The 21,204-nt window shown below is 51.7% G+C and carries 20 protein-coding genes; 1 reads left to right on the top strand and 19 read right to left on the bottom strand.

Annotated features, from left to right (window positions below; all coding sequences use genetic code 11):
* Positions 1-17 precede the first annotated feature (17 nt).
* From WFK81_RS06100 to WFK81_RS06075, 6 genes are all read right to left on the bottom strand, one after another.
* On the bottom strand, positions 18-1,244 hold the full coding sequence (locus WFK81_RS06100; protein ID WP_336785570.1) for a Ger(x)C family spore germination protein: 1,227 nt from the start codon (positions 1,242-1,244) through the stop codon (positions 18-20).
* Entirely contained in the window at positions 1,241-2,650 is a 1,410-nt protein-coding gene (locus tag WFK81_RS06095) for a spore germination protein (protein ID WP_336785569.1), read from the bottom strand. Before WFK81_RS06095 ends, WFK81_RS06100 begins: the two co-directional genes overlap by 4 nt.
* A complete protein-coding gene (locus WFK81_RS06090) occupies positions 2,647-3,741 on the bottom strand; it encodes a GerAB/ArcD/ProY family transporter (RefSeq protein ID WP_336785568.1) in 1,095 nt (364 codons plus the stop codon). The genes WFK81_RS06095 and WFK81_RS06090 overlap by 4 nt, the downstream gene beginning before the upstream one ends.
* Positions 3,722-3,991, bottom strand: a complete 270-nt coding sequence (locus WFK81_RS06085) for a hypothetical protein (RefSeq protein WP_336785567.1) — start codon at positions 3,989-3,991, stop codon at positions 3,722-3,724. Before WFK81_RS06085 ends, WFK81_RS06090 begins: the two co-directional genes overlap by 20 nt.
* A 108-nt stretch (positions 3,992-4,099) precedes the next feature.
* On the bottom strand, positions 4,100-4,384 hold the full coding sequence (locus WFK81_RS06080; protein ID WP_336785566.1) for a chorismate mutase: 285 nt from the start codon (positions 4,382-4,384) through the stop codon (positions 4,100-4,102).
* A gap of 151 nt (positions 4,385-4,535) precedes the next feature.
* A complete protein-coding gene (locus WFK81_RS06075; protein ID WP_336785565.1) occupies positions 4,536-6,011 on the bottom strand; it encodes a DHA2 family efflux MFS transporter permease subunit in 1,476 nt (491 codons plus the stop codon).
* A 251-nt stretch (positions 6,012-6,262) separates the two neighbouring features.
* On the opposite strand from WFK81_RS06075, the gene WFK81_RS06070 reads away from it, so the two are divergent.
* A complete protein-coding gene (locus tag WFK81_RS06070) occupies positions 6,263-6,844 on the top strand; it encodes a TetR/AcrR family transcriptional regulator (protein WP_336785564.1) in 582 nt (193 codons plus the stop codon).
* Between the two features lie 59 nt (positions 6,845-6,903).
* On the opposite strand, the gene WFK81_RS06065 is transcribed toward WFK81_RS06070, so the two are convergent.
* The 13 genes from WFK81_RS06065 to WFK81_RS06005 form a co-directional block, all read right to left on the bottom strand.
* Complete coding sequence (locus WFK81_RS06065; RefSeq protein WP_336785563.1) at positions 6,904-7,353, bottom strand: VanZ family protein; 450 nt, start codon at positions 7,351-7,353, stop codon at positions 6,904-6,906.
* A 61-nt stretch (positions 7,354-7,414) separates the two neighbouring features.
* Positions 7,415-7,612: a DNA-binding protein gene (locus tag WFK81_RS06060; protein ID WP_336785562.1), complete on the bottom strand. Its 198-nt coding sequence runs from the start codon at positions 7,610-7,612 to the stop codon at positions 7,415-7,417.
* Positions 7,613-7,630: 18 nt separating this feature from the next.
* Positions 7,631-8,572 (bottom strand): DMT family transporter, encoded by a 942-nt coding sequence (locus tag WFK81_RS06055; RefSeq protein ID WP_336785561.1) that lies wholly within the window; start codon positions 8,570-8,572, stop codon positions 7,631-7,633.
* Between the two features lie 140 nt (positions 8,573-8,712).
* Positions 8,713-9,561 (bottom strand): NAD-dependent epimerase/dehydratase family protein, encoded by an 849-nt coding sequence (locus tag WFK81_RS06050; RefSeq protein WP_336785560.1) that lies wholly within the window; start codon positions 9,559-9,561, stop codon positions 8,713-8,715.
* A gap of 18 nt (positions 9,562-9,579) precedes the next feature.
* Entirely contained in the window at positions 9,580-10,518 is a 939-nt protein-coding gene (locus tag WFK81_RS06045; protein WP_336785559.1) for an aldo/keto reductase family protein, read from the bottom strand.
* 234 nt (positions 10,519-10,752) lie between these two features.
* A complete protein-coding gene (locus WFK81_RS06040; RefSeq protein ID WP_336785558.1) occupies positions 10,753-11,469 on the bottom strand; it encodes a YebC/PmpR family DNA-binding transcriptional regulator in 717 nt (238 codons plus the stop codon).
* A gap of 97 nt (positions 11,470-11,566) precedes the next feature.
* The gene (locus WFK81_RS06035; RefSeq protein ID WP_336785557.1) at positions 11,567-13,798 is read right to left on the bottom strand and encodes a heavy metal translocating P-type ATPase; all 2,232 of its coding nucleotides are present in this window, start codon (positions 13,796-13,798) and stop codon (positions 11,567-11,569) included.
* Between the two features lie 183 nt (positions 13,799-13,981).
* On the bottom strand, positions 13,982-15,538 hold the full coding sequence (locus WFK81_RS06030) for an ABC-F family ATP-binding cassette domain-containing protein (protein WP_336785556.1): 1,557 nt from the start codon (positions 15,536-15,538) through the stop codon (positions 13,982-13,984).
* Positions 15,539-15,658: 120 nt separating this feature from the next.
* A complete protein-coding gene (locus tag WFK81_RS06025) occupies positions 15,659-17,101 on the bottom strand; it encodes a bifunctional 2-methylcitrate dehydratase/aconitate hydratase (RefSeq protein WP_336785555.1) in 1,443 nt (480 codons plus the stop codon).
* A 38-nt stretch (positions 17,102-17,139) separates the two neighbouring features.
* A complete protein-coding gene (locus WFK81_RS06020) occupies positions 17,140-18,258 on the bottom strand; it encodes a citrate synthase/methylcitrate synthase (RefSeq protein ID WP_336785554.1) in 1,119 nt (372 codons plus the stop codon).
* On the bottom strand, positions 18,259-19,158 hold the full coding sequence (gene prpB / locus WFK81_RS06015) for a methylisocitrate lyase (protein WP_336785553.1): 900 nt from the start codon (positions 19,156-19,158) through the stop codon (positions 18,259-18,261). It lies immediately after the preceding gene.
* A gap of 11 nt (positions 19,159-19,169) precedes the next feature.
* Entirely contained in the window at positions 19,170-20,291 is a 1,122-nt protein-coding gene (locus WFK81_RS06010) for an acyl-CoA dehydrogenase family protein (protein ID WP_336785552.1), read from the bottom strand.
* Positions 20,292-20,318: 27 nt separating this feature from the next.
* The gene (locus WFK81_RS06005; RefSeq protein WP_336786423.1) at positions 20,319-21,182 is read right to left on the bottom strand and encodes a 3-hydroxyacyl-CoA dehydrogenase family protein; all 864 of its coding nucleotides are present in this window, start codon (positions 21,180-21,182) and stop codon (positions 20,319-20,321) included.
* Positions 21,183-21,204: the final 22 nt, after the last annotated feature.

Genomic DNA, 21,204 nt, shown 5'->3' with positions numbered 1-21,204 from the left:
GGGACATCACTCTATAATCATGGTCCTATCCCGTCTTTTTCAAGCTTTTGCGTTTTCAGATCCGGACGGCGCAAGGTAAAATTACTGTCGACTTCCACCTCGGCTTTAGCGAACAGCGAATTCCAATCCTCCGCAATGGGTTTGAACTTCCGATAGTGAAACCGGTAATAATGCTGGCCAAATCCAAACACATCGACGCCGTAATTTTTCTGGACGTAGCTGATCGTTCTTTTCATTTGTTCATTGACGTACTCCCGGGTCAGCTCTTCCATCTTGTCATAACCTTGCGTCGTAGTAAGCTTTATGTTTCGGTCAATACTGGTAATTTTTCCGTCGCCTTCGACGTCAAGCTTTATTTTGGGCGTATCGCCATCCATCTTGACGTGCATATGGGCATGCATATGGTAGAACTGTACAGCCACGGCTCCCGGGCTGTTAGGGGTTCCGCCTGGTCCCGGAATCGCGAATAAAGTGTTATACACGTAATCACTTGCCAACATAACCATTCGCGTATGTTCATTGGACAAATATCCGATCAGCTTATCGCCGCGGAAGACGGCCGCCCCTGACATTCTGACAACAGCCGCCGGATTGACCATCTTAATCGCATCCAACGATTCGCTTTTCTCCACGTCTCCGGAAATAGAAATGGCTCCGAGAAGCAGTACTCGGCCTTCGGTTAACAACGTCTGGGCAACGTCATACAAATGGCTGCGCGGAATGCCTCCGAATACCTTGCGGTAGGTCTCTACTTGCATTTGAATTTTATAACCGGCATATTGCCCCCTGGCATAGACCGTCTTCAGAAAGTCGGAGGCCGGAACGCCTTTGCCCACCAAGACGAGAACATCCTCCCGAATATACCTGTTCCGCTGCAGTACATCCATAAACTGGTTAATCCCTTCCCGGGCAAGCCTTTCATCAATAATGATCACCCGGATATGGGAGATCAGAATCATACGTTCCAAGTTCTCGTTAATTTTCTGCGTCGCTTCCGCTATCGAATTTCCTTCTTTGGAGTATAAAACGGTTGGCGTGCCGCCTTTCCCCCCTTTGTTTGGGTCCGTCTCCAGAGCATTAACAATCTCGAAAGTCACCTTGTATTTCATATGCTCGCCCGGCTCCAGGGCAAGTCCCGTTACAAGCGAAGACTGGTTCAGCTCGGTCTGATCCCAGCATCCCGTGCAAGCGGCAGCCAGAGCGAGGCACAGCAGGATCATTCCTCCGAATCGCGCGGCCTTCATGTGACCCTCCTCCTATCCCAGCGGGAGAACAAGGACAAATACGGTACGCCAAACGATTCAATCCGCGTCATCTGTACCATAAGAAACGCGCAGCCAAGAACGAGACCATAAAGACCAATTACGGAGGCCAGAATAATCATTCCGAACCGGAAAAACCGCACTTTCGATCCAAACGTATAGATGGGCGCGACAAAGCCGGAAATCGCCGTCAAGGAAACAACAATGACGTTAATATTGGAGACGACTCCGGCCTGTACGGCAGCTTCTCCAAGCACTAGTGCGCCAACAATGGAGATAGTGGGTCCAACCAGCCGCGGCATCCGGGTGCCCGCTTCGCGAAGAATCTCGAACGAAATTTCCATAAGCAGTATCTCGATGCTGGCCGGAAAAGGAATACCCTCCCTCTGGGCGGCGATGCTGGTCAGCAGAATCGTCGGAACAAGTTCCTGATGATAGCTGGTCACCGCGATATAGAGGGCCGGGACAATCAAGGACAGGACAAAAGCAAAATAGCGGAGTAAACGGGAAAAGGTTCCGATTACGAACCATTGATATTCGTCTTCCGGCGATTTGAAGAAATCTGTAAATAACGCCGGAACAACAAGCACAAACGGGCTGCCGTCAACCAGTATGGCGATTCTCTTGTCAATCAAACAGCTGCAAATCGCGTCCGGCCGTTCGCTGTTATAAACGGTCGGGAACAGCTGGAGACCTTTCCCGTTGGAATGAAGCATGTCTTCGATTCGCCCGGAATCAAACAAGCTCTCGATATGCGAGCTGTTCAGCTTCTCCCTGACTTGCTTCAATATATGCTCGTCCACCTCGCCGTCCAGATAAGCCATGTAGACTGCTGTATGCGTCATATAACCAAGCTCGAATTTCTCAAAGCGCAGATTGACGTTATTAAATCTTCGGCGGATGAGGCTCATATTCGTATCGGCCGATTCCGTAAATCCTTCTTTGGGACCGCGCACTACATTTTGCGTGGTAGGCTCGTCAATGGAACGGGAATTGAGCGTCCGCACCTCCAAGATAAGCACCTTCGGGAAGCCGTCGATGAAGATGGCGGCGTTGCCTAGAACAATCTTGTTCATGATTTTATCCAAGTCTTGCATCGTTTCGTGCTTAAGCGCGGCATAACGCTCGGTTTCCAGCAGATGGATGGTCTCTTCTATGCTGATCGGCTCTTCGTGATTGGGAAGAGTAAGATCCTTAAGAACATGCTCGATGATAAAATCCGTATTTGTCATCGTTGTCAAATAGCATAAAAGCCCCTTATAGTCCCCGACATCCACATGGACAACGGCCAGATCAGCGGTATTGCCGAATACCGAAGCAAATTGTTTTTTTATATCCTCTAAACGGTAGAACTCCTCTCCGGTTAAGCTGAAATTTTGCGTATTCATGTGGCCTCCCCTTTTCGGAAACGGATTCGGAGCAGCAGCAGCGTCAATAGCGGCACTACTAATTGAAGAGGAATATGAAGCGTATAGATCACATACTTCAAGCCTTCAATCACATGCTCGGCACTATTGCGCGTCACAAGAATAGAGAATGCTCCTGCCAGAAGAGCAATCGGAAAATTAAATTTCCCCGTCTTTCCCTTGAACACATGCGTTAAACCTTCCGTGCAGGCAAAAAGAAAGACGGCGCATTTGAGCAATGTGCCAAAAATGATGATGAGCGCAATGATCGCATCCATCCTAGTGATGATATTAGCGATATTAATGAGACGCGCGGCATCCAGCAAAGCGAATGAGGAGTATTTCTTCTCTTCGATTCCAAGCGTCCAGATCTGGATGAGATCGGAGACCGATAAAATGAGGCATGCGCTAATAAAGGCGTATAAGGTGAGCTTACGGAACCGTTTTGCACCGCCAAGTTCCTTCTGAAAAACCAGGAATACAACGATTTCTCCGTAGGGAAACCAGATGGAGTGCTCGAAGGCAGACAATATCACCGGCCCGATCCCTTTTGATAAGAACGGAAGCATCTGTTCCAGAATAAGCGAGCTGCTGAACATCAGAAGAATCCCGATTGCAAGCAGCATTATTAATACAATACATAGAACAAGCGAGGCAAATCGGGCTATAGCTTGAATCCCGCCCAACGTAGCATAGGCAACGATAAGGACGAACAACGTTGTAATTAGCGGTACGGGAGTCATGCGCAATAGCGTGCTCATAACAAGCTCAACCATATCCCGGATATTCCGGGAGGCGATGTATAGGAAGTAGGTTGTATAGATAAGGACGAGACCTTTGCCTATGATCTTACCCCAAGCTTTCTCGAGCAGCTGATATAACCCCATATCCTTCTGCGAAGATAACATGGCGCCGTACATGACAATAAACAGGCAAGCTGGGAGGAACGCTACCATTCCAACTAGCCAAGAGTCCGGTACCGTGCTGGGCGTACCGAAAATAATCGATGTACTTAGCAAAAACACCAGCTGCATTGCGAACATATCCACAAAATTAATTTTGCTTGGCGTCACGGTTATCCCCTCCCACCTGCTTATTCGACTGCTTGCTAGGCTTCCTCCTCAAACGTTCGGTCATATTGAAGTCAACCCATCCCCCCATAAGGAACGCAGCTACAATAATATAGATGGTCGAAGTATCCGGATAGATCGGAAGCAGATGCACAAACGCATGTAAAAAAGGCTGTTTAAATACGAGCATGTCCAAAAAACACATGACCAGCAGGCTCATCACGGTAATGACGAACAGTCCGAGGATGATCACGAGCGCACCCTCCCTAACCTTGTAGTTATTGTCATTTTGCTCCAACGGGGATGGAAATATGTACAAAAAAAGCACCGCGGCGTAACCGAAGTTACAACCGCAGTGCCCTTATACTGCCTTGTCCGCAAGCAGCTCCTGATGTCTTGATATCGCAATGTCCATAATTTTCCGATAGATGTCTACGGCATATTCCGGCCTTAAACCGTATTGCTCGGAGAGTTCGACAATTTTCTTGAACTGCTGTTCTTCCCGCTTGGGATCTTGCGAATGAAGCTGATTTGCTGCTTTGTATTTCCCTACCGCCTCAGTAAAGATGAATCTTTGTGCCAATAAGGCAACAATCTGTTGGTCCGTCTTATCAATGGCCGATCGCAGTCCTTCTAGTACTGTCATGTGCACCCTCCGTAGTCTGATATCGCGTAGACGCTTTATAGCAGTAAAGCAATCAATATATATTGAAGATAACATACAGTTGTACAGTCTGTAAACGAAAAAAACCATCTATTCCTGAACATTTCAGAAATAAATGGTATTTTCGTTCGGATTAGTGTCCCATCATCATGGGAGCTTCTATAGCTGTGCCTTCGTCACCCTCTGCTCTTACCGGTTTGCGCAGCAGCAAGCCCAGCAATGCGCCTGCTATGGCAATTCCTACAACAACAAGGAAGGTTTCCCCGTAGGAATGATATAAGGCGTCAATCTCCGGAGCCTGACCGGGTACCGTCGCATCTTTAATCTTGGTAGTGAGATAAGTGCTGAGTCCCGCGATAGCAAAAGACGTCATGACCTGCTGTGCTGCGGAAGTAAGCGAGGTAACGCGGCCAACCAGGCTTGGCGGGGATGCTTGAATCAAATACGTATTCATTGGCATCATGGAAAGTCCCATCCCTACACCAAACAGACCGGAAGTGATCAGGATAAGCGACAAGCCGTCATCCGCGGAAATGTTCGATAACAGGAACGAAGCCACTCCGACAATGCTAAGCCCGGTAACAAGCAGCGGTCTTGCGCCAATCCGGTCGAACAGCCTGCCTCCAATCGGCATAAAGACGGCTGAAGCGATCGCTTGGGGCAGCATGATCAGTCCGGACTCCGTGGCCGTATGACCCTGTACTTGAATAAGAAGCATTGGAATGAGGAAGAACGTTCCCATGAGCGCAATCTGCGTAAACCATTGGACAATAATCCCCTTGCTGAAATCTCTGGAACGGAATACCCGAAGCTCCAGAAGCGGCTGCTTGCTGCGCAGCTCGACAAACACGAAGATCATCAATGAGGCGGCACCCGCAATAAGACCGGTTAAAGTCTGTACCGAAGTCCAGCTTGTTCCCCCTTCGCTTACCCCATACGATAAAGCCGCAAAAGCGAGCGGTCCAAAAATAATGCCCGGAACGTCCAGCGATTTTACCTCTTGGCGTTCAATGTTCGGCAACGTGCGCATGCCTGCAATAATCCCGATGATGCCAAGAGGGATATTGATAAGGAAGATCCAATGCCAGGTTGCGTAATCGATTAACGCGCCGGCGACAACCGGTCCCAATGCGGGAGCGATCAGAACCGGAATGCCCAGCATGCCCATTACAGAGCCAACCTTCTCTGGCGGACTAAGCTTATAAATAATCGCAAAGGCAATCGGCATAACCATGCCGCCGCCAAGACCTTGAATAACCCGGAACAGAATCAGCATTTCGATATTGCCTGCAAAAGCGCAAAGCAAGGAACCGAACGTAAACATCCCTACTGACACGAGGAAAATCCGCTTTGCCCCGAACCGGTCGGACAGCCAGCCTGCCAGCGGAATTACCGCAGCTTGAGCAAGCGCATAGCCGGTTGTCGTCCATTGAACGACGGACAAGTCCTTGCCGAACTCCTTCATGAAGCCGCTTAACGCGACATTCATCGCTGTTCCGTCCAGAATAACCATAAATAAACCAACAATGACGGCAATGAGCGGCGCGATGATCGACCTGATCGTAAACGTACTCGCGTCCGGTACGGCTTGAATATTTGATTTCGTCATTTGTATCCTCCATTCTCGACTCCTGTCATTTTGGATTATAGCGACAAAATGACCGTTGGTCAATATTATTTTGAACCATCGGTCATTTTTATTTTTGTTATTTTGTAAAGGTTTAATTATTGTATTAACGTTGTTCAGCCTTCTTAAACAGAGTTTTTCAGTAAATTCTTGTACCAACGGTCATTTAAACTTTGAACCCATTATAGCCTTGGATATGCTATACTGTAGGCAATAAACGGAGGATGATGGCTGTGAACCGAGAAGAGAAAAAACTCGAGACCAAAAACCGGATACTTGAAGCGGCGATGTGCCTGTTTGCCGAGCAAGGCTTTGAATCCACCACCGTCGCCCAAATTACGGAAGCTGCCGGCGTTGCCAAAGGCACTTTCTTTAACTATTTCAAGACCAAAGAGGATGTCAGAGGCAAGCTGAATAAGCTGGTTGCCATTGATGAAATCGTAAATCTGAAAGATAAGCCGGGACCTTACGCTCCCCGCTTCCTGGCACTCGTCAAGACGCTTGGCGATGCCATGGCCGAGAATCACGGCATGCTGCTGCTGTCGATTCAGGGCATGCTCGCGAACAACCAGAACATCGAGGAAAGCAAAGAAGGCTTTTGTCTGGTGATGGACAATCTTGTTCCCGTATTTGAGAAAGGCCAGCAGACCGGTGAGTTCACAACAACGATCCCTGCCAATACGATGGCATGCATTGCCACGCAAATCTATTTGGGAACGATGCTTAACTGGGTAATGGGCATTTCGAAGGAAGGCTTTGGAGATCAGCTCCTGATCTCCTTCCAGGTGTTTTTCGAAGGGATTCTGAAGAAATAACAGGCAAATCAAAAAAACCGTGCCAATGGCACGGTTTTTTTGATATTGAGATTAAGGTCTTAACCTGAACGCGGCAGCTTGATAAAAGCAAGTCCAATGCCCGCTCCAATCGCATTCAGTATAATATCGTCTATATCGAAGCTTCCAACTTTAGTTACAAGTTGAATGATTTCTACGAGAAACAGAAGGAGTATAATGGCCGCGAGACATCTAACTGCCCGAAATAGCCTTCGGCTAAGGATCGGTAAGCAGACTCCAAGGGGGATGAACAAGACAATGTTCCCGAACAGGTTTTTCACCCAGGCATCGGTATTGTAAGCATGCCGGTGATAGATTAACGATTTGATCGTATGAAACGGGACGATGTTGTAATTATAGTCTGGCCATCTATAACTGCTGCCGCGGATAAACAGCAGCTTGATCATAATGAGACTATAGAAGATAAACAGGATTAGAATGATGGCATGCACAGGCTTCGTTAGGCGCACGGTAGTTTCAACCTTTTGCATACGGCATGCTGCCTCCTTTCGGTGAGCCAAAGAGAGCAGCGGCTGCCCGCTGCTCTCTTCGTTAATTGCGGAAGGCTAGTCCCTTCTCGGCAAGCGCCTGGCGAAGCAGGACGATTGCGGTTGGCCCAACGCCATGGAGCGCAAGCACCTCGGCTTCGGTCAACCCGGCAAACTGCTCAAGCTTCAAATAACCCGCTTGGGCAAAGGCGCGTTTGGCCGGCTTGCTTAACTTGGCCGGGAGATCATTGACTTGATCCATCGTATTCGCTCCTTCGCTTTATACCGCTGCTTCCACGTTGTCTTCTTGCTTCACCGTCTTCTTTCTTGGACCGGAGAAGTTAAGAAGCAAGAAGCCCGCTACAAAGATTAACGTCCCAATAATGATATAGCTGGTAATCGGATCCTGGAAGAAAATATACGCCCACAGAATCGAGAATAATACGGAGCTGTTGCCAACAATCGCTACTACGGCGAACGGCACCCGCTTCATCGCTTCCGCGAACCAGAAGAAGCTTAAGCCCGTAATAACGCCAAGGCAGACCAGCGCCAGCCATGCCCCGGCGGTCGACACTCCCTTAAATCCTTCGCTTTGGAACGGGATGGGAATCGACACCATCAGCGTTGCAATCAGGAAAACGGAGAAATTCATATTGCCGTTATCCATGGTCTTAACCAGCATGCGCTGGCTCATGACATGAACCGCCGCGCCAATCCCCGCCAATGTAAACAGGATTGTTGTTAGTCCGCTGCTTCCCATCAACTCGTCAAGCGGAACGCCATTCCACCCGACAACGATAACGCCGACCACGCATAACGCCGCGGAGATCCATCCCGCCCTCGTTACCTTCTCCTTAAAGACGAAGCTTCCTGCAAACAGCAGGATCACGGTCTGTACAGGCTGTACAAGAATATTGCCATACGAATAACCAATCATAAGCGCGATATTCTCGAAAATATAGTTGGCGGATTTGCCCGCCGCTCCAAACCAGAGCCATTTCATCCGGTATCGGAAATGGATTTTCCCGTCTTTCATCAGCAGATAAATCCCTAGTACAACTACGCCAAAGAAGAACCGGCAGAAGGAAATGATGGAGCTGTCGACCATCGTAGAAGCCGTTTTCACCAGCACGCCAACAAAGCTCCATGCCAAAGTCGCCAAGAATAGAAACAGATAACTCACAAGCCGCCGCACCTTCTCATGTCTATAAGTAAATTTCATTAAGTAAGCGTTTAAAGTATACTCCTCGTTCAGGAAAGCTGTCTATACAAAAAGACACTCTTCATCAATCCATTATAGTGAGGCGACCGTCGTCTTTCCGCAAAAAACGGCCCTTATCCAGAGGATAAGGACCGTTCTCATTACTTCTTCAGCTGCTCGCGCCAGAAATATTTCGGCTGCCAGCCAAGCAATTCCTTCGCTTTGTCGCTGTTCAGCAGCGATTCAAAGCCTTCAAGCGGCGCACGGAAATCGGTAACTTCCGGATAACGGGCCGCCATCAGCTCACGGCTCGCGATGTCCATGCTGGACTCATCGTTCGCGAGGTTGATCGCTACGGAGCCAAGCCCTTCCGCTTTAATAGCAAGCTCGCATGCTTCCGCTACGTCACGCGTATCGATATAGCTCCACAGGATGCGTTCCCGCTCCTCCGGCTTATGAATAAACGAAGGAAACCGTTCATACCATTCCGGCGGAATGACGTTTCCGAGGCGCAGCGATACGACCTGCATGCCGGTACGGCGGTGGAACATATCGGCCGTTGCTTCGTTCACGATTTTGGACAATCCGTAGCTATCCTGCGGAAGCTGCGGATGGGCCTCATCCATCGGTACATATTGCGGACCAAATGGATGCTCGGCAAAGCATATGCCATACGAAGACTCGCTGGACGCAATAACAACCTTTTTAATGCCAAGGCCAGCCGCCGCTTCCAGAACGTTGTAGGTGGACATGACATTGTTGCGGAAGGTGACCTCGGGCGGCACCATGCCGGCTCTCGGAATAGCCGCCATATGAACGACGGCATCTGCGCCTGCAAGCGCCCCGTAGGTCTGACCCAGATCCTCCAGGTTCACGATCAGGGTCGGACAGATCGATTCGTCCGGTTGACGCGTATCCACGTTAAGCACTTCATACCCTTGGTCCACGAAATGCTTAACGATCCATCGTCCAAGCATTCCGCTTCCGCCGGTAACTACGACTTTTGCCATCTAAGATGTCTCCTTCTCTTACTTCAGAATGGTTTCGATTTGTTCCAGTACGTCTTCGCTCAAGGCAATGCCCGAAGCTTTGGCATTCTCCGTTACTTGATCAGGGCGGCTTGCGCCAACAAGCGCGCTCGCTACGTTAGGTTGACGGAGAATCCAGGCCAGCGCCAGGTTGCCAACGCTGATGCCAAGCTCTGCCGCAATCGTTTCCAACTGGCGAACCTTATTGATTTTCTCTTCCGTAATGCCTTTGCCCATCCAATCGATTTTAGCCGCGCGGCTGTCCGCCGGGAAATCGGTTGCAGACGTGTATTTGCCGGTCAGCAGGCCTTGCGCCAGCGGCGAGAAGACAACCTGGCCGATGCCGGAGCGCTCGCTAAGCGGAATGATTTCCTTCTCGATATAACGCTCAAACATATTATAGATCGGTTGGTTAACCACAATACGGTCCAGCAGGTAACGATCCGCTACGCCAAGCGCCTCGGCGATTTGCGACGCCTGCCATTCGCTTACGCCGACATACAGCACTTTGCCGGAACGAACCAGATCGTCAATAGCGCGAAGCGTTTCGTACAGCGGGGTTTCCGCGTCATGACGGTGGCAGTAGTAAATATCGATATAATCATGGCCAAGACGCTTCAAGCTCGCATTCGCCTGCTCGATCACATGCTTGCGGGACAAGCCGCGGTCGTTAGGGCCGTCGCCCATCGGCCAGAATACTTTTGTCGCCAGAACATAGGATTCGCGCGGATACGCTTTCAATGCTTCGCCAACCAATTCCTCCGCGCCGCCGCGCTCGTACACATTCGCCGTATCGAAAAAGTTAATTCCCAAATCGTAAGCCGTGCGAATCGCGTTTACCGCATTCTCGCGCTCCACGTAACCGCCATATGTAAGCCAGCTGCCTAAGCTGATTTCGCTAACCTTCAGACCCGTACCGCCAAGTTTCCGATATTTCATCGTATTGCTCCTCCATTCGTTTACTAAGAATTTTTATTCCATACACAAACGGCTGTTCTCCAGCCAACCTTATTCTAAAGGACATCCTCCGGCCTGAAAAGAGCTGAAATGTTTTTCATTAGATTGGTTCTAGGTTACCTACTATACTTGGATATACCTCGATACTCTTGGTTATCGCCGCTTAGAATTACAAAAAAAACGGCCGCCCTCAGGCGACCGTTACTCTCTATGCGATTATTCAAATTCAACGTTATGGTAGACCTGTTGAACGTCTTCCAAATCTTCAAGCGCGTCAATCAGCTTCTCGAAGGAAGCAACCGCATCCTCGGGGAGTGTAACGAAGTTTTGCGCAAGCATCGTTACTTCGGCTACCGCAAACTCCGAAATGCCGGCATTTTTGAATGCGTCCTGCACCGCATTGAATTGATCCGGAGCCGCATAGACCATGATAGTCTCGTCTTCTTCCACGATATCACGGACGTCAACGTCTGCTTCCAGCATAATTTCCATCACTTCATCCAGCGATTTGCCTTCCACGCCGATTACGGCGGTTTGGTCGAACATGTACGATACCGATCCGCTTACGCCCATATTGCCGCCGGCTTTGTTGAAAGCCGAACGTACTTCCGGAGCCGTGCGGTTCACGTTGTTCGTCAGGGCATCCACGATGATCATGGAGCCTGCAGGACCAAATCCTTCATACCGAAGCTCGAAATATTGTTCGTCCGAGCCGCCTTTAGCCTTCTCGATCGCGCGGTCGATAATGGCCTTCGGTACGTTATACGTTTTCGCGCGTTCAAGAACGAACTTCAGTGCGCCGTTGGATTCCGGGTTAGGCTCGCCTTTCTTCGCCGCTACGTAAATTTCAAGACCAAATTTCGCATAAATGCGGCTAGTGTTAGCGTCTTTCGAAGCTTTTTTCTCTTTAATGTTATTCCACTTACGACCCATGCTGCACCACTTTCTTCATTTTCTATATGCCTATTATAACGGCTTTTCCTTGTATTGGACAACACCTAATCCGGTTGCGGCGCAGACGGAAAGTTCCTTAACGTCTAACATGTAGCTTTTGAAGTCTTAGAGCATTCAGGACAACGGATACAGAACTTAAAGCCATGGCCGCTCCGGCTACCCATGGCGCAAGCAGGCCAATTGCCGCAATCGGAATGCCAAGAGTGTTGTAGCCAAGCGCCCAGAACAGATTCTGCTTAATATTCCGCATCGTCATCCGGCTGATGTAGATCGCATCCGGAATGCTCTCGAGATCGCCGCGCATCAGTGTGATGTCTGCCGCCTCCATCGCCACATCGGTCCCCGTGCCGATTGCCATGCCGATATTGGCAGTAGCAAGCGCTGGTGCATCGTTGATCCCGTCGCCAACCATGGCCACGATACGGCCTTGCTGCTGCAGCTTTTTCACTTCCGCAGCCTTGCCTTCCGGCAGAACCTCAGCCAGCACATGATCAATTCCGGCTTGCGAGGCAATCGCTAATGCGGTGCGTTCATTGTCTCCCGTCACCATTATAACCTTGATTCCAAGCTCTTTGAGCCGCCTAACCGCGGATACCGAGCTCTCCTTAATCGTATCCGCAGCCGCGATGATTCCGGCGTATTGCCCATTAATGGCAACCAGCATCGCGGTCTTGCCCGCTTCCTCAAGTCTGTTCATGACCGGATAAAAGTCCTCCGCATGAACGCCGTTTTCCTCGAGCAGCCTGCGGGTCCCGATCAATACCGATTTCCCTTCGACGGCAGCCCGAATCCCAAAGCCAGGCAAAGCTTCGAACGATTCCGCGGAAGCAAAAGATATACCCCTCTCCCGTATACCGTCAGCTATCGCAACGGCGAGCGGATGCTCGGAAAGCTGCTCCGCTCCGCCAACGAGCCGCAAAAACTCCGCCTCATCCCTGTCATCCGCTACGATCATATCCGTTAACGACGGCTTGCCGTTTGTTACCGTTCCTGTTTTATCGAGAATAATCGCATCCACCTTGTGGGTCTGTTCGAGATGCTCGCCGCCCTTGAACAAAATACCTAACTCCGCCGCACGGCCGGAACCCGCCATAATCGAGGTGGGAGTCGCGAGACCAAGCGCGCAAGGGCAGGCAATAACCAGGATCGCTATGGCGGTCTCAAGCGCCGCGGTTAAATCTCCCGGCTTGATAAAGATCAGCCACACCAGGAAAGCAACAATCGCTATACCCGTTACAATCGGGACAAAAATACCGGAGATGACGTCTGCAACCCGTTGAATCTGCGCTTTGGAGCCCTGCGCTTCCTCCACTACTCTGATAATCTGGGCAAGCGCCGTATCCGCTCCTACCTTTGTCGCCTGGACCTTCAATACGCCGTTGCCGTTGATGGTTGCTCCGATTACGGTATCGCCTGCGCTTTTCTCCACCGGCAGGCTTTCGCCCGTCAGCATCGCTTCATCAACGGCCGAGGCGCCTTCCAGCACTAGACCGTCAACCGGAATCTTCTCGCCCGGCCGAACCAGGACGACATCACCTTTGACCACTTGCTCGATCGGAATCGTCATTTCTTGGCCGTCTCTTACTACCGTCGCCTTCTTTGCTCTCAGTCCCATAAGCGATTTGATCGCTTCCGAGGTCCGACCTTTAGCTAAAGTTTCGAACAGCTTGCCAAGCAATACCAGGGTAATCAGAATCGCGCTGGTTTCAAAATACAGCTCCGGCGCTTGATGCATCGATGAGCCTTCCGCTTCCCATTTGACGGTTGCATATAAGCTGTAGAAATAAGCAGCCGACGTGCCGAGCGCGATAAGCACATCCATATTGGCGCCGCCGTTGCGGAGTGCTTTGTACGCACTCACATAGAAGGAACGGCCAATGTAGAACTGTACCGGCGTTGCCAGAACAAGCTGGAACCACGGGTTCATAAACAGCTCCGGCACATATAGCCAGGAAGTAAACGAAAAATGTCCCACCATGCTCCATATGAGCGGAAGCGATAATAAGGCGGATATAATCAGCTTCCTTATTTGCCCATGTCTTTCAGGATGCTTCTCTGATCCAGCCATTTCCACGCTTTCGGACGCAGAATAACCCAGCTGCTCAACCTTGCGCTCTATATCCTGGGGGGAAACTTCGCTTGGCGCATATTCGACGCGGGCCGTTTCCATCGCGAAGTTCACCGTTGCGGAAGCAACGCCCGGAAGTTTGTTCAACCCTTTCTCTATGCGATTCGCACATGCGGCACAAGTCATTCCGGTTATATCAAAGGTGGTCTGGTCATGATCATTCGTTTGCACGGGTGCCATACGCAACACATCCATTTCTTAGTATCGTTGATTGGCTTCAGTATACCCCCCACCCGTATATATGTCAATCATTAAAAATACCTATAGGGGGTATATTGAGCATTTGTCCCATCCGCACAAAAAAATCCTGCCTGACAACAAGCTGTCAGGCAGGATCAGTTCTATCTATTATGCGCCAAACGATTAGAATACTTTCGTCGTCCAAGACTCGCAGTTCCACGTCTCCGTAACAACCTGCTGATAAAATTCAGGTTCGTGAGAGATTAGGATTATGCTGCCTTTGTACGCTTTAAGCGCACGAGCCAGCTCTTCCTTCGCATCTACGTCCAAGTGGTTCGTAGGCTCGTCGAGCACAAGCAGGTTCGTCTCGCGGTTGATCAGCTTGCAGAGACGTACTTTCGCCTTCTCGCCGCCGCTAAGCACGGCGATTTTGCTCTCGATATGCTTGGTCGTGAGACCGCATTTTGCTAGCGCCGCGCGAACCTCGAACTGCGTAAACGACGGGAACTCGCTCCAAATCTCGTCGATACAGGTGTTGTTGTTTGTTTCTTTCATTTCCTGCTGGAAGTAACCGATGCTCAGAATGTCGCCAAGCTGAACCGAGCCCTCAAGAGCAGGGATTTCGCCCAGGATGCTGCGGAGCAGCGTTGTTTTACCGATACCGTTCGCGCCTACGAGAGCGATCTTCTGACCGCGCTCCATGCGGAGGGTGAGCGGTCTCGACAGCGGCGAATCATAGCCGATTACCAAATTGTTCGTCTCGAAGATCAGCTTGCTTGACGCGCGTGCTTCGATAAAGTTAAACTGCGGTTTTGGCTTCTCCTTCGCAAGCTCGATAACGTCCATCTTGTCCAGCTTCTTCTGTCTCGACATCGCCATGTTACGGGTTGCAACGGATGCTTTGTTCCGGGCTACGAAGTCCTTCAGCTCGGCAATTTCCTGCTGCTGGCGCTTAAACGCCGACTCCAGCTGCTGCTTTTTCATCTCGTAAACTTCCTGGAAATGGTCATAGTCGCCTACATAACGGTTCAGCTCCTGATTTTCCATATGGTAGATCAGGTTGATGACGCTGTTCAGGAACGGAATATCGTGGGAGATCAGAATAAACGCGTTCTCATACTCCTGCAGGTAACGCTTCAGCCACTCGATATGCTGCTCGTCCAAATAGTTGGTAGGCTCGTCGAGGAGCAGGATGTCCGGCTTCTCGAGCAGAAGCTTGGCGAGCAGAACCTTCGTGCGTTGACCGCCGCTCAAATCATGCACGTCTTTGTCGAGACCGATGTCGGTGAGTCCAAGGCCGCGTGCCGTTTCATCGATTTTCGCATCGATCAGGTAAAAGTCCTGGCTTGTCAGCGTATCCTGAATCGTGCCGACATCCTCCAGAAGCTTCTCCAGCTCTTCAGGCGATACTTCGCCCATGCGGCCGTACATGTCGTTCATCTCTTGTTCCATGTCAAACAAATATTGGAATGCGCTCTTGAGCACGTCGCGCATGGTCATTCCTTTGCTCAGTACCGCATGCTGGTCGAGGTAACCGACGCGAACCTTCTTCGACCATTCAACCTTGCCGTCATCCGGTTGAAGCTTGCCGGTAATAATGTTCATGAACGTGGATTTGCCTTCGCCGTTTGCGCCGATCAGACCGATATGCTCTCCTTTGAGCAGACGGAACGATACGTCGTTAAAAATCGCGCGGTCGCCAAATCCATGGCTTAATCTTTCAACGTTTAATATACTCATGAATGCACCTTTTCTTTATAATCTTTTTTCCTCGTTATATTATAAGCGTTAGAGGCCTCATAACTCAATGAAGGAAGTCAAGAAAAGATGAAAAAAGCGGCCTTTTGAAAGGCCGCGGCGTCAAATGACGAATAAATCTACAAATCGATCCGCATCCATGCGCTCCAAAGCCTCTTGATCCAGGCAAAGAGCGGCGATCCGGCCGGCTTGCTTCGCCGGGAACCGCGTCCGCAGATTCTCCTCGAATTTGCTCACCAATAAAGGAATGCCTTCCTCTCTCCTTCTCCGGTGGCCAATCGGATATTCCACCTCTACTTTACCTGTTGCGGAACCGTCCGCGAAAAACACCTGAATGGCGTTGGCAATCGAACGTTTGTCGGCATCCAAATACTCTTTGGAATACCTTGGATCCTGCTTCGTGAGCATTTTATCCCGCAGCTTATCGATCCGGGGATCGGAAGCGGCCGCATCCTCATAATGATCCGCCGTCAAATTGCCGTGCAGCAGGCCAATCGCAACCATATATTGAAGGCAATGATCGCGGTCAGCCGGATTATGGAGAGGTCCCCGCTTGTCGATGATGCGGATCGCCGACTCGTGGGTTGTGAGCTCAATCGCAGCAATGTCATCAATCCGGTCTTTCACGAGCGGATGAAGGCGAATGGCCGCTTCAACGGCAGTCTGTCCGTGAAATTCCGCCGGAAACGAGATTTTGAACAAAATATGCTCCATAACATAGGAATTAAACGGCCTCGCCTGAACAACAGGCTTCCCTTTAAACAGGACATCCTGAAACCCCCAACCCGGGGCGGTCAGCGCGGAAGGATAACCCATCTCGCCCCGCATAGCCATCATGGCAAGCCACACGGCGCGGCTTGTCGCGTCTCCCGCAGCCCAGGATTTTCTCGAGCCCGTATTCGGCGCATGGCGATACGTCCGGAGAGCATGCCCGTCAATCCAGGCATGCGAGACGGCATTCACGATCTCGTCCTTGCTGCCTCCAAGAAACTGAGCCACTACGGCGGTCGAGGCGATTTTGACAAGAAGCACATGATCGAGTCCTACCCGGTTAAAGCTGTTCTCAAGCGCAAGGATTCCCTGAATCTCATGCGCTTTGATCATTGCCGTCAGTACGTCGCGCATGGTGAGCGGAGCTGTTCCTTCTGCCCTGTTCTTGCGGCTGATATAATCGGCGGCAGCCAGAATGCCGCCAAGATTATCGGAGGGATGGCCCCATTCCGCGGCCAGCCACGTATCGTTGTAATCGAGCCAGCGGATTATGCAGCCGATCTGGAAGGCGGCCGTGACCGGATCCGTCTCGGTTGAAGTACCCGGCACCCGCGCGCCGTTTGGCACAACGGTTCCCGGCACAAGCGGACTGAGAAGCTTGGCGCATTCCGGATAACGGAGCGCCAGCAGCCCGCAGCCAAGCGTATCCATCAGACATAGCCTGGCCGTGTTGTAAGCTTCTTCGCTCGCCAGCTCCTTATGAAGAACATAATCCGCAATAGCGGCCAGCAGCGGATCGGGATCGGGTCGATTCGTGCTAAACGTTACAGACATTTTAGTTGTGCTCCTCCCTCACTGGATCAAGATTTCCGTTAACGCTCATCCAGCGGCAACCATTCCTGAGGGTCTGGCCCGATATAATCGGCGCTTGGGCGGATAATCCGGTTACCTGCCCGCTGCTCCATGATATGGGCCGACCATCCCGTGAGACGGGACAACACAAAGACGGGCGTAAATAACGAAGTGGGAATCCCCAAGTGAAAATACGCCGAAGCGCTGTAAAAATCCAGATTCGGGAACAGCTTTTTCTCCCGGCGCATAACCTGCTCGATTCTCTCGGAAATATCGTAAAGCTTCCGGTCTCCTGCTTGTTCGGAAAGGGCAAGCGCCCACTCTTTAATTACGTCGGAACGGGGATCCGAGACCGAATAGACACGATGGCCAAATCCCATGATCAGCTGCTTTTGCCGGAGAGCCTCCAGAATGCCCGCCTCCGCTTCATCCGCATTGTCGTATCGCTCAATCAGCTCCATAGCCGCCTCGTTGGCACCGCCGTGCAGCGGTCCGCGCAGCGTGCCTACTCCGGTCGTAATCGCCGAATAATAATCGGATAGCGTGGAAGCCGTAACCCTTGCCGCAAACGTCGAGGCGTTAAATTCGTGCTCCGCGTATAACGTTAGAGAAACATCCAGCGCTTTGGCATGCTGCGCATCCGGCTCATTCTGATGCAGCAGCTGCAGAAAATGCGCAGCCGTGTCGCCGCCGCTGCCAGCCGTATCAATCCGCTTGCCGCTGTTCTGATAATGATACCAGTACAGCAGAATGGATGACGTGCAGCCTATCAACCGGACCGCTATATCCAGAGCGGAACGCCCTTCCTCCTCCGGCTCGAACGAGGCAAGGGCGGAATAGCCGGTCCGGAGCGCATCCATCGGGTGGCTGCTGCCCGGCAGCAGCTCGAGTATGCCGGTTAAGGCTGGCGGCAGTTCCCGGCTGGAAGCCAGCTGCTTGCGGAACTGGCTAAGCTGTTCAACATCCGGAAGCCATCCGTACAAGAGTAAATAAGCAGTCTCCTCAAAGGTTGCGAATCGGGCCAAATCGTAGATGGAATAACCGCGGTACGATAATCCCTTCCCTTCCTTGCCGACTGTCGAGATTCGAGTCTGTCCGGCAATAACAGCCGCAAGGCCTCCTTGCTTCGGTTCCGGCATTTACCCCTCCCCCTTCTCCTCCTTCAGCTCCATTCCAAACAACGCGTCAAGTTTATGTTCATAATCATAATAGTGCAGGAAATCGTACAGCTCCGCTCGCGTCTGCATCAAATCTACGACTTTCTGCTGAGAGCCGTCTTCGCGAATCGTGCGGTAGACGCGCAGCGCCGCCGCGTTCATCGCCCGAAACGCCGATAAAGGGTACAGAGCAAGGCTGACTCCCGCACCTCGGAGCTGTTCTACGGTGAACAGCGGCGTTTTACCGAATTCCGTTATATTCGCCAGAATAGGCACCTGCACGGCCTCGGCAAACCTTTTATAATCGTCCAGACTGCCTACCGCTTCGGGAAAAAGCATATCCGCCCCCGCTTCCACATACCTGCGGGAGCGTTCAATCGCGGCATCAAGCCCTTCCGATGCCAAAGCATCCGTCCTTGCCATAATGACAAAGCTGCTGTCCGACTTCGCGTCTACCGCGGCTTTGATCCGGTCGACCATCTCCTCCGTTCCGACCATGGCCTTGTTCGGGCGGTGTCCGCATCTTTTATCCGCCACCTGATCCTCGATATGGACGGCCGCCACGCCGGCTCTTTGCATCTCCTTAATCGTTCTGGCAATCTGAAAAGCGCCGCCGAACCCGGTATCAATATCAACTAACAGCGGCAGCTCCGTTACGTTTGTAATCCGGCGAATATCCTCGAGCACATCCTGAAGCGTGGTTATTCCCAGGTCAGGAAGGCCAAAGGAAGCATTAGCGACTCCGGCACCCGATACATACAGCGCGCGGAAGCCAACCTGCTCCGCCATCATGGCGGCATACGCGTTAATCGCCCCCGCCACCTGCAGAGGCTGCTCCTTCTGAATCGCATCCCGAAGCTTAAGACCGGGGCTACTTCTCATATCCGTCACCTTCATTTCATCAATCTGCCGCTGATTACAAGACGGTGAATTTCATTCGTACCCTCGTAGATTTGCGTCACTTTTGCGTCCCTGAACAACCTCTCGGCGGGATGTTCCTTGGACAATCCCTCTTCGCCCAACAGCCGGACGGCAGCTCCGGACACGGCAACGGCCGTATCGGAAGCAAACATCTTGGCCATTGACGCTTCCTTCGTGCATGGCCTGCCTTCCTGACGAAGCGAAGCAGCCCGGTAGACGAGCAGCCTGGCGGCAGCCGTTCTTGCCAGAAGCTCCGCCAGCTCGGTGTCGCGGGAGGTATACGGATAACCCTTAGGCGAACCAAGCCTGTCGCGGAGGAGCTGTATGGAGGCTTCGGCAATTCCAAGCGCTTGCGCGGCAATTCCAATCCGGCCGCCGTCAAGCGAGCCTTTGGCAATGGCGAACCCCTCGCCTTCCCGTCCCAGCCGGTATTCCGCGGGAATTCGCAGCTGTTCGAAATGAAGCTCGCAGGTATTCGAGCCATGAAGACCCATTTTCCTCTCCGGCTTCCCGATATGAAGCCCCTTCGTATCTCCCGGCACGATAAATGCGGTAATGCCGCCGGCGTGTTTCGTCGCGTCCGTAACGGCAAACACGACATATACCCCAGCCGCCCCTGCGTTTGTAATGAACAGCTTGGAGCCGTTAATCTCATAATAATCGCCGTTCCGCTCGGCTGATGTTCGTATCGACGCAGCATCCGAACCGGCATGCGGTTCCGTTAAGGCAAAGGCGCCAATCCACTCGCCGGAAGCCAGCTTTCCGACGAATTGCCGGCGCTGCTCCTCCATGCCGTAATTCAGAATGGGAAGCGTGCATACGGAGGTATGAACGGATAAAATAACGCCAACCGCGGCGCTGACTCTCGACACTTCGTTAATCGCGATAATATAGGAGATAAAATCCGATCCTGCCCCGCCCCATTGCTTCGGAATGGGGATTCCCAGCCACTTTCTCTCCGCCATCTTCCGGATGATCTCAGCAGGAAACCTCTCGGATTCCATCTCGGGTACCGCCGGTGCTATCTCCCGGGCGGCAAACTGCCTTATCGCCTGCCGAATGACTTGCTGCTCCTTCGTAAACCGGAGTTCCATGGACAATCGCTCCTTTCGGGTGCGATTCTATTCGTAGCTGTAAAAGCCCTTCCCGGTTTTCTTCCCTAACCAGCCGGCCGACACATAATTGCGAAGCAGCGGACACGGCCGGTATTTCGAGTCGCCAAATCCCTCATGCAGCGTCTCCATAATGTACAAGCAAGTATCCAGCCCGATGAAATCCGCGAGAGTCAAAGGGCCCATCGGATGATTCATGCCCAGCTTCATAATCTGGTCCACCGATTCTGGCGCTGCCACGCCTTCATACACGGCATAGATGGCCTCGTTAATCATAGGCATCAGGATCCGGTTCGAGATAAAGCCCGGATAATCCTCAACGCGGACCGCCGTCTTCCCAAGCGATTCGGCAAGGGCAACCGTCGTTGCCAGCGTATCGGCCGAAGTGGCTAAACCTCGAATCACTTCCACTAGCGTCATAACCGGAACCGGATTCATAAAATGCATGCCAATTACTTGCGAGGGCCGTTTCGTCACGCCGGCGATCGCCGTTATCGACAGCGATGAGGTGTTTGTCGCAAGAATGGCATGCGGCGGACATAACCGGTCCAATTCCTTGAACAGCTTCCGTTTGAGCTCCAGCTGCTCGGGGATGGCTTCGATGACAAAATCCGATAGCCGGCAAGCTTCCAGAGTAATAACCGGCGTCAGCTTCCGCATGGCGGCTTCCTGCTGCTCTTTTGTCAGACGTCCTTTTTTAACGAATCGGTCCAGGGAGCTTCCAATCGCATACATCCCTCGCTCAACCGCCGCTTCGTTAATATCGTAAAGCGCCGTCTCATATCCGTATTGCGCCAAAGTCTGGGCGATGCCGCTTCCCATTTGCCCGGCTCCCAGAACGGTTACCTGGCGGATCCGCTCTACCTGCTCCATCCCCTTCACCCCGTTCTCGTTC

This window comes from Paenibacillus sp. MMO-177 (assembly GCF_037147795.1).
Classification (GTDB): Bacteria; Bacillota; Bacilli; order Paenibacillales; family Paenibacillaceae; genus Pristimantibacillus.
This window is presented reverse-complemented; position numbering and strand designations above follow the sequence as displayed.